The 15,975-nt window shown below is 70.0% G+C and carries 11 protein-coding genes; 2 read left to right on the top strand and 9 right to left on the bottom strand.

What is annotated here, in order from left to right; translation table 11 throughout:
• Nucleotides 1-178 precede the first annotated feature (178 nt).
• Nucleotides 179-2,851, bottom strand: coding sequence for a leucine--tRNA ligase (leuS, locus tag NO889_RS02880; RefSeq protein WP_256410759.1), 2,673 nt, complete (start codon nucleotides 2,849-2,851; stop codon nucleotides 179-181).
• Between the two features lie 97 nt (nucleotides 2,852-2,948).
• On the opposite strand from leuS, the gene thrC reads away from it, so the two are divergent.
• Nucleotides 2,949-4,178 carry a threonine synthase gene (gene thrC, locus NO889_RS02875; protein ID WP_256410758.1) on the top strand — a complete coding sequence of 410 codons (1,230 nt, stop codon included), beginning with the start codon at nucleotides 2,949-2,951 and terminating at the stop codon, nucleotides 4,176-4,178.
• 42 nt (nucleotides 4,179-4,220) lie between these two features.
• Here thrC and NO889_RS02870 read toward each other — a convergent pair whose 3' ends face one another.
• On the bottom strand, nucleotides 4,221-6,590 hold the full coding sequence (locus NO889_RS02870) for a hypothetical protein (RefSeq protein ID WP_379786948.1): 2,370 nt from the start codon (nucleotides 6,588-6,590) through the stop codon (nucleotides 4,221-4,223).
• A gap of 150 nt (nucleotides 6,591-6,740) precedes the next feature.
• On the opposite strand from NO889_RS02870, the gene NO889_RS02865 reads away from it, so the two are divergent.
• Nucleotides 6,741-7,142, top strand: coding sequence for an SHOCT domain-containing protein (locus NO889_RS02865; RefSeq protein ID WP_256410756.1), 402 nt, complete (start codon nucleotides 6,741-6,743; stop codon nucleotides 7,140-7,142).
• Between the two features lie 396 nt (nucleotides 7,143-7,538).
• Here the strand turns inward: NO889_RS02865 and NO889_RS02860 are convergent, their stop codons facing one another.
• The 7 genes from NO889_RS02860 to NO889_RS02830 all read right to left on the bottom strand — a co-directional run bounded on the left by NO889_RS02860 (nucleotide 7,539) and on the right by NO889_RS02830 (nucleotide 15,833).
• Nucleotides 7,539-8,552 (bottom strand): aldo/keto reductase, encoded by a 1,014-nt coding sequence (locus NO889_RS02860; RefSeq protein WP_256410755.1) that lies wholly within the window; start codon nucleotides 8,550-8,552, stop codon nucleotides 7,539-7,541.
• Nucleotides 8,553-8,634: 82 nt separating this feature from the next.
• Nucleotides 8,635-9,642, bottom strand: a complete 1,008-nt coding sequence (locus NO889_RS02855) for a permease (protein ID WP_256410754.1) — start codon at nucleotides 9,640-9,642, stop codon at nucleotides 8,635-8,637.
• Nucleotides 9,639-10,067 (bottom strand): ArsR/SmtB family transcription factor, encoded by a 429-nt coding sequence (locus NO889_RS02850; protein WP_256410753.1) that lies wholly within the window; start codon nucleotides 10,065-10,067, stop codon nucleotides 9,639-9,641. The genes NO889_RS02855 and NO889_RS02850 overlap by 4 nt, the downstream gene beginning before the upstream one ends.
• An 835-nt stretch (nucleotides 10,068-10,902) precedes the next feature.
• A complete protein-coding gene (locus tag NO889_RS02845; protein ID WP_256410752.1) occupies nucleotides 10,903-11,349 on the bottom strand; it encodes an acyl-CoA thioesterase in 447 nt (148 codons plus the stop codon).
• A gap of 135 nt (nucleotides 11,350-11,484) precedes the next feature.
• Nucleotides 11,485-11,661: a hypothetical protein gene (locus NO889_RS02840; RefSeq protein ID WP_256410751.1), complete on the bottom strand. Its 177-nt coding sequence runs from the start codon at nucleotides 11,659-11,661 to the stop codon at nucleotides 11,485-11,487.
• Between the two features lie 59 nt (nucleotides 11,662-11,720).
• Nucleotides 11,721-14,864 (bottom strand): FAD-binding and (Fe-S)-binding domain-containing protein, encoded by a 3,144-nt coding sequence (locus tag NO889_RS02835; protein ID WP_256410750.1) that lies wholly within the window; start codon nucleotides 14,862-14,864, stop codon nucleotides 11,721-11,723.
• Nucleotides 14,865-14,930: 66 nt separating this feature from the next.
• Nucleotides 14,931-15,833, bottom strand: coding sequence for a hypothetical protein (locus NO889_RS02830; protein WP_256410749.1), 903 nt, complete (start codon nucleotides 15,831-15,833; stop codon nucleotides 14,931-14,933).
• Nucleotides 15,834-15,975: the final 142 nt, after the last annotated feature.

Raw genomic sequence — 15,975 nt, 5'->3', positions numbered from 1 at the left:
CCGCCGGCTTCCAGAGGCGAGGAGCGCCTCGCGGCCGTTCGCTATTCGAGGGCTCCCTTCGGTCGCCCTCGCACGACTCGCGCGGCTCGCTGTGCGCCTCGCTCGGTCCCGTTGCTCCTTCGCTGCGGTGTCCCCGCCGCAACGATCGATCGCTCACCCCGTCGACCGGACTGCCCGATCACTCCGCGATGTCGATCGCGGGGCGACCGGGTTCGGCCTTCCGGGCCACGTCGTCGGGCGCGTCGTTCGCACGCTCGACGACGACCGGCGCGTCGAACTCCCGCTCGATCAGCCAGGCGGCCGCGCGTAGCGCGGCGTACTCCTCGTCGCCGGAGAGGGTCCCCGAGAGCGCCTCCCGCTCCGCCTGGAGGTCCTGCCCGTAGGACGCCGCCTCGTCGCCCTGCGCGCGGATGTGGCTCTCCTGCATCAGCTCCGAGATCAGGTTGTCGGCGTCGCTGTCGATCGCGATCTCGAGGGCGTCGTACTTCCAGTCGGGGGCGACGACGACGTCGATCCGCTCCGGATCCTCGATCCCGGCGACCTCGACGATGTCGCGGACGTCCTCGCGCGTGTTCGCCACGAGCCGTCGCCGACGTTCGACGGTCTCGCGGTCGGCGGTCGCGCTCGGCCAGTCGGCCTCGACGACGAACCCGTCGCGGCCGAGCGTCTCCCACAGCTCCTCGGCGAGGTGCGGGGCGACCGGCGCGAGCAGCCGGACGGCGACGTCCAGCCCGCGCTCGTAGACGTCCGGGTGCGGCTCCGCGTGCTCGCGGTAGCTCCGGAGCGTCCGGACGAGGTCTTGGGCCTCACGCAGCGCGACGTTGAACGTGAGGTCGTCGTACTCGTCGCCGGCGATGGCGACGGCGGCGTCGACCTCGTCGGCCACGTACTCGTCGACGGTGTCGCGGTCGGCGTCGCGGCCGACCGTCGCGACGTCGCCGGCGGCGTACCCCTCGACGAGGTCCGAGAGGCGGGCCAGGAATCGGTGCGTCGACTTGACGCCCTCCTCGGACCAGTCGAAGTCGCGCTCGGGCTGGGCCGCCTGTAGCATGAACAGCCGGGCGGTGTCCGCGCCGTACTCCTCGACGATCCGCTGGGGAGAGACGACGTTCCCCTTCGATTTGGACATCTTCTCGCCGTCCAGCTGGACCATCCCCTGCGCGAGCAGGTTCGTGAACGGCTCGCGGTGGTCGAGCCCCTCCTCGTCGGCGAGCACCTTGGTGAAGAAGCGCGAGTACAGCAGGTGCATCACGGCGTGTTCGATGCCGCCGACGTACTGGTCGACCGGCATCCAGTCGTTGGCGCGGTCGAGATCGAAGGGCGCGTCGGCCAGGTCCGGCGAGACGTACCGCAGGAAGTACCACGAGGAGTCGACGAACGTGTCCATCGTGTCGGTCTCGCGGGTCGCGGCCGCGCCGCAGTCGGGACACGTCGTCGCCTTCCACTCCTCGGCGGCGTCCAGCGGATTGCCGGTCGTGTTGATGAACTCCGGCAGCTCCACCGGCAGGTCCTCGTCGGGCACCGAGACGGGCCCGCAGTCGTCACAGTGGACGACCGGGATCGGCGTCCCCCAGTAGCGCTGGCGGGAGATCCCCCAGTCGCGAAGCTGGTACTGGGTGCTCTCCTCGGCGCCCTCGATCTCCTCGGTCAGCCGCTCGCGGGCGGTCTCGCTGTCGAGGCCGCCGTACTCGCCGGAGTCGACGAGGACGCCGTCGTCGGTGAACGCCGCCTCGCTGACGTCGGGCGCGTCCGGGATCGTCTCCCCGTCCCAGTCGTCGGGTTCGGGGGCGATCACGGGCCGGATCTCGACGCCCTTCTTCGTCGCGAACGCGTGGTCGCGCTCGTCGTGGGCCGGCACGGCCATCAGCGCGCCGGTCCCCACGTCCGAGAGGACGAAGTCCGCGACGAAGACGGGGATCTCCTCGCCGGTGACGGGGTTCGTGGCGGTCAGCCCCGTCTCGACGCCGTTCGGCTCGTCGCCGTCGGGGTCGGCCTCGTGGCGGACGAACTCGTGGACCGCGTCGTCCTCGGCGGCCAGCTCCTCGCTTATCGGGTGGTCGGGCGCGAGCGCGAAGAACGTCGCGCCGTGGATCGTGTCGAGACGGGTGGTGAACGCGCGGACGGAGCCGTGGCCCTCGATCCGGAAGTCGACCTCGCTGCCGTGCTGCCGGCCGATCCAGTTGCGCTGCATCTGACGCACGGAATTCGGCCACCCCTCCAGGTCGTCGATGGCCTCCAGGAGTTCGTCGGCGTACTCGGTGATCTTCAGGAACCACTGGTCCAGGTCGCGCGTCTCGACGGGCGTGTCACACCGCCAGCACAGCTCCGCGTCGCCCTCGACCTGCTCGTCGGCCAGCACCGTCTCACAGGAGGGACACCAGTTCACCTCGGCCTCGCGGCGCTCGACGAGACCAGCGTCGGAGAATCGCGAGAAGAGCCACTGGTTCCACTCGTAGTACTCGGGGGTACAGGTGGTGATCTCGCGGTCCCAGTCGTAGCCGAACCCCATCGACTTCATTTGGCCGCGCATCGTGTCGATGCAGTCGAACGTCCAGTCGCGGGGGTTCGTGTCGCGCTCCTTGGCGGCGTTCTCGGCGGGGAGGCCGAACGCGTCCCATCCCATCGGATGGAGCACGTCGTCGCCGCGCATCCGGCGGTAGCGAGCGTACGCGTCCGTGATCGTGTAGTTGCGGACGTGACCCATGTGGAGCTTTCCGGACGGGTACGGGTACATCCCGAGGACGTACGTCGGGTCGTCGACGTCGTCCGCCGTGCGGTACACGGAGGCGTCCGCCCACGCCTCCTGCCACCGACTCTCGACCGCGGTGTGGTCGTAAGCCTCCTGAGACATCTGCTTATATACTCGTGGTGCGGTCGCCGTCGTATAGCTTTCCATCCACGGGTGCGGCGACCAGTAGGTTCTCGTGTTCCCTCCCCGACCTCCGTACATGGACCACGTCGAAACGCTGGAGTGTACGCTCTGCGGCGCGGAGTACGACCCCGATCAGGTGATCTACACGTGTCCGAACCATCCGGGGGTGAAGGGCATCCTCGACGTCACGTACGACTACGATCGCGTCCTCGACCGGTTCGACGAGCCGCTCGACGGACGTATCGACTCGCAGTGGAAGTACCGGGCGTTCCTCCCGGTCGCCGACGGCGTCGAGCCCGTGACGCTCGGCGAGGGCGGAACGCCGCTCCTCGACGCGCCACGGTTGGGCGAGGAACTCGGCGTCGACCTCCGCGTGAAAGACGACGGCCGCAACCCGACGGGCGTGTTGAAGGATCGGGCGACCGCGGTCTCGTTGACGAAGGCGCGGGAGTTCGGGCTCGACGTCATCACCTGCGCCTCCACCGGAAACGCGGCCGCGTCGCTCGCCGGTTTTTCGGCCCGCGGCGGCTTCGACTGTCGTCTGTTCGTCCCCGACGACGCCCCCGAGGGAAAACTGGCACAGCCGCTCGTCTACGGCGCGGACGTGCTCGGCGTCCGGGACAGCTACGACGAGGCGTACGACCTGAGCATGGAAGTGACCGAGCGGTTCGGCTGGTACAACCGCAACGCCGCCGTCAACCCGTTTCAAGTGGAGGGGAAACGCACCGTCGGCCACGAACTCGCCGAGGGGACCCGCGGCGACGTCCCCGACTGGCTGGTGTTCTCGATGGGCGACGGCTGTACGATCGCCGGCGGCTGGAAGGGGTTCAGGGAGTTCGCGGATCTTGACTTCGTCGAGGAGACCCCGCGGATGCTCGGCGTTCAAGCCGAGGGCGCGAGCGCGATCCACGACGCGTTCCACGAGCACGACGACGTCGACGAGGTGGCCGACACGGTCGCGGACAGCATCTCCGTCGGCCGGCCGCGGAACACGGTGAAGGCCTGCGCGGCGCTCGAGGAGAGCGGCGGCGAGTCGGTCCTCGTGAGCGACGAGGAGATCCTCGCGGCGGAGTCGCTTCTGGGACGGACCGAGGGGATCTACGCCGAGCCCGCGGGCGCCACCCCGGTCGCCGGCCTCCGGACGGCCCGCGAGGCGGGGATCGTCGAGTCCGGCGAGTCGGTCGTCGTCGTCGTCACCGGGAACGGACTGAAGGACACCGAGAGCGGGATGCGGGCCGGCGGGGAGGTCGACGGGATCGACCCCGCCATCGGCGACGTGGTCGAGCGGTACGGCGAGGGCGACTGAACCGGCGGGGTCGGACCGGGGCGGTCGAACCGGCGAGGACGCCTACAGCTTCTCGGCGTTTCGCGCCTGCTCGACGCGTCGCGTCGCCTGCTCGACCCGCTTCCCCGTCGCGTTCGCGAGTCCGGGCGGAAGTCCCTCTCGTGCCGCCGCGAGCCGCTCTTCGATCCGGGCGATCCGTTCGAGCACGTTCGCCAGCTGGCGCTCCGTTCCCTCGCCGTCGCCCTCGCGAGCGCGCTCCTCGGCCCGCCGTGCGGCCGCGACCGCGGCGGCGAGGGCTCGCTCGAGCCCGTTCACCGCGTTCGACGGGCCGCCGCCGGAGCTTCCACCGCCGGAGCCGCCACCGGAGCTTCCACCGCCGGAGCCGCCACCGCTCCCGCCGCCGGAATCGTCGTCATCGTCGTCGCCGGCATCGCTCCCCGCCGCGGCCGCGACCGCGGCGCGCGTCTCCTCCGCCACGTCGGCGACGTAGCCGGCGAGCGGGGCCGCCCCGGTCTCCGGACGCTCGATCCGGATCCCGTCGTCGGACTCCGGATCCGGATTAACTCGGTACGCGCCGACCTCGTCGGCGGCGTCGCGCACCTCGGTCGTGTACGCGCCGCCGGCGTGGACGTACACGGCGTCGGTCCCGTCGTCGACGGGCGACGCGTAGATCCGGCCCGCGAAGTCGTCCTCGACGGCCGTCTCGACCACGTCGGTCTCGGCCTCCTCGTCCGTGACCTCCAGTTTCGTGGCGTCCTCGCGCGCGACGAGCGGGACCTCCCCGTCGACCCCGGCGGCCGTCACCCGGTCGGTGGCGTCGCCGTCGCCTCCGCTCCCGTCGTCGTCAGTCTCGTCGGATCCGGCGTCCGGAACCGTCACCCGCTCGCTGTGCGGGGCTCGACCCGCGCCGTTGACCGTGAGCCGGTGCTCGCCCGGCTCGACGTCGCGGACGACCGCGACGCCGCCGAACGTCGGCACCGCCTCCGGGTCGCTCTCGAGCAGTGCGACCGCCTCGACGCCGGCGTCCGTGGTCGTCAACCCCTCGTTTTCCGGCGCGTCGTCGTTGGTGATCGCCTCGGTCACCCGCGTGAGGACCGTGTTCACCGGTGCGGGCTCGCCGATCGCGTCGTACCGGTCCGCGAGCTCCGCGCGGTGGTTCGGCGCGGTGATGTCCGCCGCCGGGTCGTCGTAGCGGGGCTGCTCCCAGGGCACGCCCGTCGTCGTGATGTGGCCGGCGACCGCGTCCTCGACCGTCCGCGGGACCGCGAACTCGAAGCTCAACTGTGGGCCGACGAACGCGTCTATCCCCTCGAGCTCGGCCGTCTCGACGAGGTCGTAGGCGACGGTCGCGCTTCGGCCGTCGGGTGCGTCGCCGTCATCGTCGCCACCGCGCCCGGCGCGCTCGAACGCGATCCCGGTCTCGCGAAGCGGGAGATCGGTCGGCGGCGACGCCAGCGCGTCGAGCGAGCGCACGGTGAGCGCGTCGTCGACCAGCGACTCGGGATCGACCGCCGGCAGTCGGTCGTGCTCGTAGACGGGCTCGCCCTCGTACTCAGGAACGACGAACGGGAGCCGCGCCCCCTCGTCGCGGGGGAGCCCGTAGGCGAGCGGCACCTCCGCGAGGTCCTCGACCCCCTCGATGGCGGAGTTCGTGACGTCGGCGAGCAGCCCGTCCGCGCTAATGCGCTGGAACCGGTCGGGGACCTCGTTGACCGACAGCGTCGAGGAGTGCGAGCCGAGCTCCGGGAGGATCCGCGGGACCACCGCGGGGTCCGGGTCGAGGAACTCGTTGTTCGGGATCCGCCGCGAGTGCGAGCTGGCGACGTACAGCTGCGGTTCGTCGGTCTCGCGGTCGACGAAGACGTGGAGCACCTCCCAGTCGTGCCAGTGGAAGTTGGTCGTGAACTGGTCGAACGCGGAGTAGAACCAGAACTGGACGGCGTCGAGCGGGGAGTCCTCGTACGCGACGCCGTGGTAGAACACGGTCGGATCGGGCGGTGTCGGCGACGATTCCGGATCGCCCGCGGTCCCCTCGAACCGCTCGTGATATCCGTTCAGCGCGTCGAAGCCGTCGACGACCGTCTCGCCGTCGCGCTCGCTCGTGTACGGACGCGGGTCCGTCGGGAACCACGGCTCGTGGACGTCGAAGTACAGCGTCGGGGCGAACCGCTCGGCGAGTTCGGAGAGCCGGTCCGCGTCCAGTTCCGCCGCGTCGCCGTCGGCCTCCCGCCGGAGCGCCGAACACCCCGCGACCGAGGCGCTCCCGAGGCCGGCGACCGCACCGAGGACCGTTCGACGGTCGATCGCGGACGGGATCCCGGTCACGGGCGGGTCCCGCTCGGAGCCCGCGTTCGCGTCTCGATCGGAACTCCCTCGGGGATCGTTCGAAACGCGTTCGGTGCCATTCGTTCGGAGAGAGAGATAGATCGGCATAAGCCTTCTGACGCCGCGGATCCACGGACCGGGAGCGGCCGGCCCCGCGGGCGAGCGGTCGCGGTCGCCGGGAGAACGGATACGGTCGCCGGGAGAACGGATACGGTCGCCGGGAGAACGTATTTGTGCGCGAGGCCGCCATCTCCGATCATGGACTCGAAGCGGGCCCTCTACTACGCCGCGGTCGCGATCGGCGTCCTGATCGCGGTGAGCGTCGTGGTCTCGATCGTCTCGGCGATCCTCAGTCTCGCTTGGGCGGTCGTCTCCGCGGCCGTGACCCTCGCGGTCCTGGTCGGGATCGTCTACGTGGCGTACAAGGTCGGATCGTGGCTCTCCAGCGGCGACGACGGGACGAGGTCCACCGACTCGGTCGGCGGGTCGCGGTCGTCCGCGTCGGTCGACGTCGACGACGCGGCGGACCGCCAGGAGCGGCTCCGTCGGCAGTACGTCGAGGGCGAGATCGACGAGGCGGAGTTCGAGCGTCGGATCGCCCGCGAACTGGAGACCGAGGACCTCGACGGGATCGAGCGGGAACTCGAACGGGAGCGGTGACACGCGGTGGAGTTCGATGGAGAAATCATAGAACACGTATTCAGATGGTTTATTTCGCGATTCGACAGCTGAACCATCGGTGAGGGCCCGCCTGCGTATTGATAGCCGGACCGTATAAGAGACTCTCATTGCTCGGAAACACTTTCAATGTCGGCAGAAGACCTGACATAATGGCCAACATTCGTCGTCCTCTCGTATCCGGTTTCGCCATCGCCGTCGGCACATTACTCGGACTTGTCATTCTTGGCGACAGCTCAGTTGAAGTCGGATTAGTGGGTGCAGTTAGCGCGTTCATCGTTATGTTCGCGCTGAGGACCTATTTTTGATAAGTTCATACCCTGTACTGACCGACTTCCGGAAGCGACACGGGGATGCTACCCGTTCTATGACACTCCGCTACAGCCCCTCGTAGGGGCTCGCCTTCGCCTCCGTGAGCCGGTCGACCTGCTCGTCGGAGAGGTCGATCGATGCGGCCGCCAGGTTCTCCTCGAGCTGGTCGACGGTGCGCGCGCCCACGATCGGGGCGGTGACGCCGTTGCGGTGGGAGAGCCACGCGAGCGCGACCTGCGCGGGCGAGGCGTCGACCTCCGCCGCGACCGCGTCGAGCTCGTCGTGGACGTCGAAGTTCTCCTCGGTGAGGTAGGCGTCCCGGAACCGGCTCGAGGCGGCCACCTTCGACTCCTCGGGGAGGTCCTCGTCGCGGTCGTACTTGCCGGTGAGAAAGCCCTGGCCGAGCGGGCTCCACGGACAGACGGCCAGGTTCCGCTGGCGGGCGAACTCGAGGTAGTCGCCCTCGATTTCGCGGTCGACGAGGTTGTACCGCGGCTGGAGCACGGTGAACGGTTCCCATCCCTCCGCGCGGGCCATCTCGTTGGCACGGGCGACCTTCCAGGCGTTCGGTCGGTGCGTCGACGCCCCGAGGTAGTGGACCTTCCCGGACTCGACGAACCCGTTCAGGGTCTTCATCAGCTCTCGGGCGTCGGTCTCGTCGTCCCAGCGGTGGATGTAGAGTACGTCGACGTAGTCGGTGCCGAGCCGGTCGAGCAGCGCGTCGAGCCGGTGTCGGAGGTTCTTGCGGTTCGTCCCGCGGCTGTTGGGGTCGCCGTCGCGGATCTGCCAGTAGATCTTCGAGGCGATCGTGTAGCGCTCGCGGTCGCGTCCGTCGAGCCAGTCGCCGATCCACTCCTCGCAGGTGCCCCCGCCGTACACGTCGGCCGTGTCGACGTAGCGCCCCCCGGCGTCGGCGTACGCGTCGAGCAGCTCGTGCGCGCGCTCCTCGCCGATCTCGATCTCGCCCGCCTCGTTCTCCTTGCCGAACCGCCAGGTTCCGAACTGGAGCTCGCTGGTGTGTAGGCCGGTGCCGTCGAGTTTCACGAACTCGAGGTCTATCTCGTCGGGTGTGGTCGTCATCGGTTCGTCGTTCGGGCTCTCGGGGCAAAAGCCCCGAGGAAGCGGCGAGTGCGGGGAGGCGGTCGGGCCCGAAGTCCAGCGGCTAGAGGACTCCCGCGAGCACCGTGTCGAAGCTCACGCCGACGACGACGCCGATCGTGACGACCGTGGTCGCGTAGATGACCAACAGCCGGCGCTCGAACAGCTCGTTCAACAGGATCAGGTTCGGGATGCTGACCCCCGCGCCGCCGATCACGAACGCGATCACGGTCCCGATCGGGATCCCCGTCTCGGCGAGCGAGTGGGCGATCGGCAGCATGCCGCTCAGGCTCACGTAGATCGGCGCACCCGCCAGCGCCGCGAGCGGCGTCGCGAGCGGGTTCCCCGGTCCGGCCACCCGCTGGAGGGCCTCGACGGGCACCGCGCCGTGGATCAGCGCGCCGATCGTGATCCCCACGAGGAGGTACGGAAGCGTGTCGCGGAAGAAGGAGAGCGCCCCACGGCCGGCCGCCGAGACCCGTTCGACGTGGGTCCGGGTCGTCGCGGCCGCGTCGCGCTCACAGCACCCGCCCGACGGCGTCGGATCGGGGTCACAACAGCCGCCGGCCGCGGCCGTCCCGCCGTCGGTCACCGTCTCCCGGTCGCCCGCGGTGATCCGCACGTCCTTGACGTAGCGGTCGAGATCCAGCGATCCGACGACCAGCCCGCCGCCGACCGCGCACGCGAGCGCCGCGGCGACGTACGCGATCGTCACCGCGGGGCCGAAGAGCCCGAACAGCAGCACGACGGCGATCCAGTTGACGATCGGCGAGGCGAGAAGGAAGGAGAAGGCGGTGCCGAGCGGCGCGCCCGCGCTCAACAGTCCCGCGAGCACGGGCACGGTCGAACACGAACAGAAGGGCGTCACGGCTCCCAACCCCGCCGCGAGGACGTTCCCGCTGCCGTGGTCGCGAGATCGAAGCAGCGTCTCGACGCGCTCGGGCGGGAGGTACTCCTGGGCGAGCCCGACGAGGAAGGAGGCCCCCAGAAAGAGCGGCGTGAGGACGACCGCGAGGTGGAGGAAGTACTCCCACGAGTCGGCGAGCGCCGCCTCGGTGCCCGGCGGGATCACGGCTCTCGCCCCAGCGCCGCGGCCAGGTCGATCAGTTGGAGGCTCGCGGTGTCGGCGATCCGGTAGTGGGTCCACTTCCCGTCCTTGCGCGTCCGGACGATCCCCGCGTCGCGGAGCTTCCGGAGGTGGGTGGCGACCGTCGACTGCGGCGCGTCGAGGACGGCCTCCAGGTCGCAGGCGCACAGTTCGCCGTCACGGAGCGCGTGGACGACCGCGAGCCGCTTCTCGTTCGCGAGCGCCTTGAACACCGCCTCCTCGCTCGCGACCCGTTCGGGGTCGGGCCGGCGATCGTCGACGACCGACCCCGCACAGCAGGCTCGTTCGCTCCCCTCCTCGAGCCGTCGGAGCGTCGCGCTCGTCGATCCGGTTCCGTCGTCGATCCCGTCGCCGGTTCCGTCCCGTTCGCCGTCGGATTGATTGGTCATATTCGATGGATTCTCTCGTTCGGGTCGCTCGCTCATGCTTCCTCTCCGTCGCTATCCGCCTTTATCTCCTCGATACGCACGTCACAGCAGTCGTCGTTCGTCTCACCGCCGCCGAACAGTCGATCGAGTATCTCCATACGTATTGAGATAATTCGATTTGACTTTAACGTTGTGGTCGTTTCGATTCGAGAGAATCCACGCCAATCGTCTCGTTCGCGACCGTTCGAAACCGATGATCCCGTTGAAATTCTTTGTTAGATCGTCCTCGTGTGAAGCGGGTGCTCGATGAACGGTGCTGGTGGTACGGATGTTTCGCGGGGGATCGGGGTGATGAGAATGAGATCGTTGCTGGCGCGGTGACCATTGTCAAAGCCCCAGTCGCGAGGACTTGCGCGGCTCGCTGTGGTCCTCAGTCGGTCGCTACCGCTCCCTCCTTGCGGTCCTTGCGTCGCCGTGCTTCGCCCTCGCGACTGCCCCTTTGAGTCCCACCCGAACCGCAACCGTCCCGCACCTCACACCTCCCCAGCCTCGTCGCTCACTGCTCGCGGTTTCACCGCTCGCTACCGAGGTGCTCACTTCGTTCGCACCTCGCACCGTTCGCGACGTCCCTCGCGGGCTCCTCGCGCCCTCTCGGGCACTCGGAGGCGCGCCACCGCACGGGCAATCGCTTACTCCTCCGCCTGTATCGACTACGGAGAGATCGGAATCTATCAGTCGCCACGATCTCGATGGAGCTGACCCGATCTCGAAGACATGGAGTATCGTCGATGAACGTGTTCAGTCGTCGACGCTCCCTCGGATTGCAGTCGTCGCCCGCGCCTTCCCTCGTCGCCGACTACTCCTCGTCCGGCTCGGCCGCGAGCGCGTCGTCGCGCAGTTCCCGGCAGCGCTCTCCGTCGACGGTGAGTTCGGGGACGGGCGTCGGCGATCCCTCCGCGTCGACGGCGACGAAGACGAAGTAGGAGTCGGTCGTCAGCTCTCGATCGCCGGTCCGGGGCGACTCGCGGAACGCCCGGAGCCGGACGCGCACGCTCGTCCGGCCGGCGGCGTAGGCGTACGACTCGATCACGCAGGTGTCGCCCTGCGGGATCGGCCGCTTGAAGTCGAGTTCGCTGATCTTCGCCGTGACGCACGTCTCGCCGGCGTGGCGCATCGCCGACATCGCGCCGACCTCGTCCATCCACTTGACGACGTTGCCCCCGTGGGCCGACTCGTAGTTGTTGGTGTGGGTCGGCTGGACGCGCTGGCGGTTCTGGATGTAGGTGTCGCTGACGCTCGACATACCGCGTAGAGGACCCGTGCGAGCAAAAAGCTCGGCTCCGACGGCGGACCACTCGATCGGTTCGTCGCCACCCCCGGCTCGGTGTCCGACGTCTCGAAAATGTCGGGGTTCGCGGCGGGACGCGCCGCCGTCGCGTCAGTCGTCCGCGGGTGCCCGCGGCTCGGCGGGCGGTTCGGACTCCTCGGCTTCCGCGCGGTCGTCCGTCTCTCCCGGCTCGTCGGACACGTCGTCGGCTCCCTCCTCCGCCGCCAGCGATCGGTGACGCTCCCGGATCTCCGCCAGGGAGAGCGCCTCGTCTCCGTGGTGGCACATGACACTAGTTACCACGGGACGAACGAAAATAAACGTTGGGTGACTGACTGGTTCGTCGCTCAGTCGGCGACAGCCGCGCCCGTCGATCCCTCGTCCGTGGAGCCGACCAGCGCTTCGGCGACCTTCTCGATCGGATGTGGCGGGTTCTCGGCGTCTCCCCCGCGGTCGCCGAGCTGCGAGCGACAGGAGGCCCCCGGCGCGGTCACCGTCTCGCCGGGGCTCGCCTCGACCTGGTCGAAGAGGATCCGCCCGATCGCCCGCGAGAGGTCGTAGTGTTCGGACTCGTAGCCGAACGAGCCGGCCATGCCGCAACACGAGGAGTCGAGCGGGTCGACCTCGTAGCCGGCGCGCCGGAGCACGCCCACCGCGTGGTGGTCCTTGTCGAGCGCCTTCTGGTTACAGTGGCCGTGGTAGGCGAGCGACTCGGCGGGCGCGTCGAACGCCAGCCGCTCGTCGATCCGGCCGACGTCGAGGTACTCACAGACGCCGCTTGCGGCCGCCGAGACCGCCGCCACGTCCTCGCCGTCGAGCAGGTCCAGGTACTCGTCCTGGAACATGACCGCGTCGGAGGGCTCGACGAAGAGCACGGATCGTCCCTCGCGGACCCGCGGCGCGAGCGCCTCGACGTTCGCCTCCGCGCGCTCGCGGGCGACGTCGAGGAAGCCGGTCGAGAACGCCGCCCGGCCCGAGGGCGCGAGGTCGTCGGGGACCTCGACGCGAATTCCGGCGGCCTCCAACACCTCCACCGCCGCCCTCCCGGCCGCCGGGTAGCTGTAGTTGGTGTAGGTGTCCGGAAAGAGGACGACGGCGTCGGTCGCGTCCGCGGGAGCGACGCTCGAGCCGCCGCGCGCCGCGAACCACTCCTCGAAGCTCTCGGAGCGGAACGTCGGCAGCGCGCGCTCGGGCGCGATCCCCGCGACGGCGTCCATCACCCTGCGAGCGCCGGGCACCTTCGTCGCCGCGTTCGACAGCGGCGCGAGCGCGCTCCCGACCGCCGAGAGTCGGTCGATATCGCGAAAGAGCCGCTCGCGGAGCCCCGACCCCTCCGTCTCGTGGTGCTCGTGTTTCACCTCCGCCTTGAGCTTCGCGAGGTCGACCCCGGTCGGACAGTCGCTCTTACACCCCTTACACCCCACACAGAGGTCGAGCACCTCCCCCTGGAAGCGGTCGGAGTGGATCTCGTCCTTCTCGAGGTCGCCGCTGATGGCGGCCCGAAGCATGTTGGCGCGCCCCCGCGTCGTCTGGATCTCCTCGCCGGAGGCGCGGTAGGTCGGACACATCACGCCCGAGTCGGTCTCCCGACAGGTGCCACAGCCGTTACACAGTTCGACGAGGTGCGAGAAGCCGCCCTCGTCGTCGAAGTCGAGCGTCGTCCGCGGCTCGATCGACTGGTAGGCGGGGCCGTACCGGAGGTGTTCGCGCATGTCGGTGTCGGCGGCGGTCTCGGGGTAGCCGCGTGCCTCGGCGGTCTCGCCGTCGACGTAGACGACCTTTCCGGGGTTCAGCCGCCAGTCGGGGTCGAACGCCGATTTCAGCTCCTGGAACGCGTCCCAGAGCTGCTCGCCGTACATCTTCGGGTTGAACTCGGTGCGCGCGAGCCCGTCGCCGTGCTCGCCGGAGAACGCCCCGTGGTGCTCCAACACGAGGTCGGTGACGTCGTCCGCGATCGAGTGCATCTTCTCCACCCCTTCCTCCGCCTTCAGCGAGAGGATCGGCCGGATGTGGAGGGTGCCGCTCCCGGCGTGTGCGAAGTACGCCGCCGAGGTGTCGTGGGCCTCGAGCACCGCCTCGAACTCGCCGACGTACTCGGCGAGCTCCTCCGGCGGCACCGACGCGTCCTCGATGAACGGGTACGGCTTCGGGTCCCCCTCCATGCTCATCAGGAGCGGGATGGCCGCCTTCCGGAGGTTCCAGAGGTCCGCCTGGTCCGCGTCCGCGTACGCCTCCAGCACGTCGAAGGCGTCGCCCCCTTCGAGAAAGCGCGCGTTCGTGTCGGCGACCGCCGCCTCGAAGTCGTCGACGAGCTCCGAGTCCCACTCGAGCATCAGCGCCGCCGCGGCGCGGTCGGGGATCGGCTCGGCGTACTCCGCGAACTGCGGGGAGCCTGCCGCGAGCTCGAACACCTCGTCGTCCATCAGCTCGACCGCGCTCACCGGGAACGACAAGGCTTCGGGCACCGCCCGCATCGCGGCCGAGAGCGAGTCGAAACAGTACAACGCAAGCGCCGTCTCCTCGGGGCGAGTGACGAGCGACACCTCCGCCTCGACGACGACGCCGAGGGTTCCCTCCGCGCCGACGAACAGCTTCGAGAGGTTGATGACCGCCTCGCCGTCGTCGTTCTCGTCGATCACCTTGTGGAGGTTGTACCCCGACACCGAGCGCTTGAGCGTCGGGTACCGCGCCTCGATCTCCGCCTCGTTCCCCTCGACGAGCTCGCGGACCGTCTCGTACAGCGCCGCCTCCCGCTCGCCGCCCTCCTCGCCCGCGACGATCGCCTCGTACTCCGGCGAGTCGAGGACGACCTCGCGGGTGTGGATGAGGGTCCCGTCCGAGAGCACGACGCGCAGCTCCTCGGTGTAGGCGTCGGTGATCCCGTACCGGACCGAGTGCGCGCCGGTGGAGTTGTTGCCGATCCCGCCGCCGACGGTCGCCCGCGCCGAGGAGGCCGGGTCGGGCGCGAACTTCAGCCCGTCCTCGGCGAGGCGGTCGTCGAGGCGGTCCTGGACGACGCCCGGCTCGACCACGGCGCGGCGGTCCTCGGGGCGGACCTCCAGTATCCCGTCCATGTGTCGCGAGAGGTCCAACACGACGCACCCGGGGCCGACGGTCTGGCCCGCGAGCGAGGAGCCCGCCCCGCGCGGGAGCACCGGGACGTCGTGGTCCGCGGCGACCCGCATCGTCGCCCGGACGTCCTCGACCGAGCGCGGACACACGACGCCCGCGGGCCGCGCGCCGTAGACGCTGCCGTCGGTCGCGTACAGCACCTGCGCGTACTCGTCGAACTGGACCTCGCCGTCGACGCGCTCGCGGAGCGCCGACGCGAGCGCCCGGCGGGCGGGCACGTCCGGCCTGTCGTGGCCGAGCGCCGCCGCCGACGCGTCGAGTCCGGACGCGCGGGGACCGGACGCCGCGGATCCCGACGCGTCCGCTCCCGACCGCCCGGACCCCGAGGAGTCGCTCCCCGGCGTGGGGTCTGTTGCCATACCGTAACAGGGCGGCGACCGTCGAATAAATCCATCGTTAACGATGATGACGTACGTCCCCGACCGTCAGCCGCGGTCGATCGCGATCCCCGAGTAGCCGCAGCCGTCACACGAGAGGGTCTCGCGCGAGCCGAACGCGTACGCCGACAGCGGGGACCCACAGCGCGGACAGGGGTCGCCGGCGGCTGGCGGCGGGGCGTACGCGACGTCCGCGACGACGACCCGGACGGCGATCTCGTCCGCCGCCGACTCGTCGACCGCGCCGCCCCAGATCACGTTCGCGTCCGCGCCGACCCGCTCGCGGACCGCCGCGATCGCGTCCGTCGCGGCGGCGATGCTGGTCTCCGGGTCGACCACCACGTCGACGAGCGCGGCGCTCGCGCCCGCCGGATCGACACCCTCCGGTAACCGACCGAACGCCGCGCCGACCGCGACCGCGGGCGCGTCGTCCACGTCCCCGCGCCGCGTGACGGTCCCGGTTCCCACCGCGGCGACGCCGGTCGAGAGCGCGGTCCGAGCGTCGGCAAGGTCCAGGTTGACGAAGCCGGGGCGTTGTACCGCCTCGAGGAACGTTCGGATCGCCTCCGCCGGCCCGCCGTCTCCGGCGAGCAGCGTCGCGTCGACCCGCCGACGCACCGCCGCCAGCGACTCGGCGTCGACGCCCGCCGGCGCGACCGCGACGACGAACGCGTCGAGGTCGGCGAGCGCGTCGAGCGCGTCGAGGACGCGGTCCGACTCGAGCGGCGGGTCCACGGCGACCAGCACGGCGGCGACGCCGACGGTGTCGGCGGCGGCGTCGCAGTCATCCGGATCGGCGTCCCGCTCGGCGAGGAGTTCCGGGACCGTCGCGACGCGCGCGCCGGGGAACGCCCCGCCGAGGACGGGGGCGTCGCCGTCGACCTCGCAGACGACCACGGAGCCGTCGAGCGCGGCGGCCCGCCGCCCGAGGTCCTCGCTCGACACCATCATCGCGCCGGTTCCGCGCCCGACGACAAACCTCTTGGCACTCCGGCCGCCGTCGACCCGGCCGTCGTTCGCGTTTCAGGCCGCTGAAACGACATGTCAGGAAAAGAGAACCGTTATATCCGATGGTCGAACTCGGGTCGAGCAG

The sequence above is a fragment of the Halorubrum rubrum genome, from assembly GCF_024494685.1.
Lineage (GTDB): Archaea > Halobacteriota > Halobacteria > Halobacteriales > Haloferacaceae > Halorubrum > Halorubrum rubrum.
This window is presented reverse-complemented; position numbering and strand designations above follow the sequence as displayed.

Bases quoted from the DNA above. Each gene is read 5' to 3' on its own strand.
- leuS (WP_256410759.1), bottom strand. From the start codon at position 2,851: ATGTCTCAGGAGGCTTACGACCACACCGCGGTCGAGAGTCGGTGGCAG.
- thrC (WP_256410758.1), top strand. From the start codon at position 2,949: ATGGACCACGTCGAAACGCTGGAGTGTACGCTCTGCGGCGCGGAGTAC.
- NO889_RS02870 (WP_379786948.1), bottom strand. From the start codon at position 6,590: ATGCCGATCTATCTCTCTCTCCGAACGAATGGCACCGAACGCGTTTCG.
- NO889_RS02865 (WP_256410756.1), top strand. From the start codon at position 6,741: ATGGACTCGAAGCGGGCCCTCTACTACGCCGCGGTCGCGATCGGCGTC.
- NO889_RS02860 (WP_256410755.1), bottom strand. From the start codon at position 8,552: ATGACGACCACACCCGACGAGATAGACCTCGAGTTCGTGAAACTCGAC.
- NO889_RS02850 (WP_256410753.1), bottom strand. From the start codon at position 10,067: ATGACCAATCAATCCGACGGCGAACGGGACGGAACCGGCGACGGGATC.
- NO889_RS02845 (WP_256410752.1), bottom strand. From the start codon at position 11,349: ATGTCGAGCGTCAGCGACACCTACATCCAGAACCGCCAGCGCGTCCAG.
- NO889_RS02840 (WP_256410751.1), bottom strand. From the start codon at position 11,661: ATGTGCCACCACGGAGACGAGGCGCTCTCCCTGGCGGAGATCCGGGAG.
- NO889_RS02835 (WP_256410750.1), bottom strand. From the start codon at position 14,864: ATGGCAACAGACCCCACGCCGGGGAGCGACTCCTCGGGGTCCGGGCGG.
- NO889_RS02830 (WP_256410749.1), bottom strand. From the start codon at position 15,833: ATGATGGTGTCGAGCGAGGACCTCGGGCGGCGGGCCGCCGCGCTCGAC.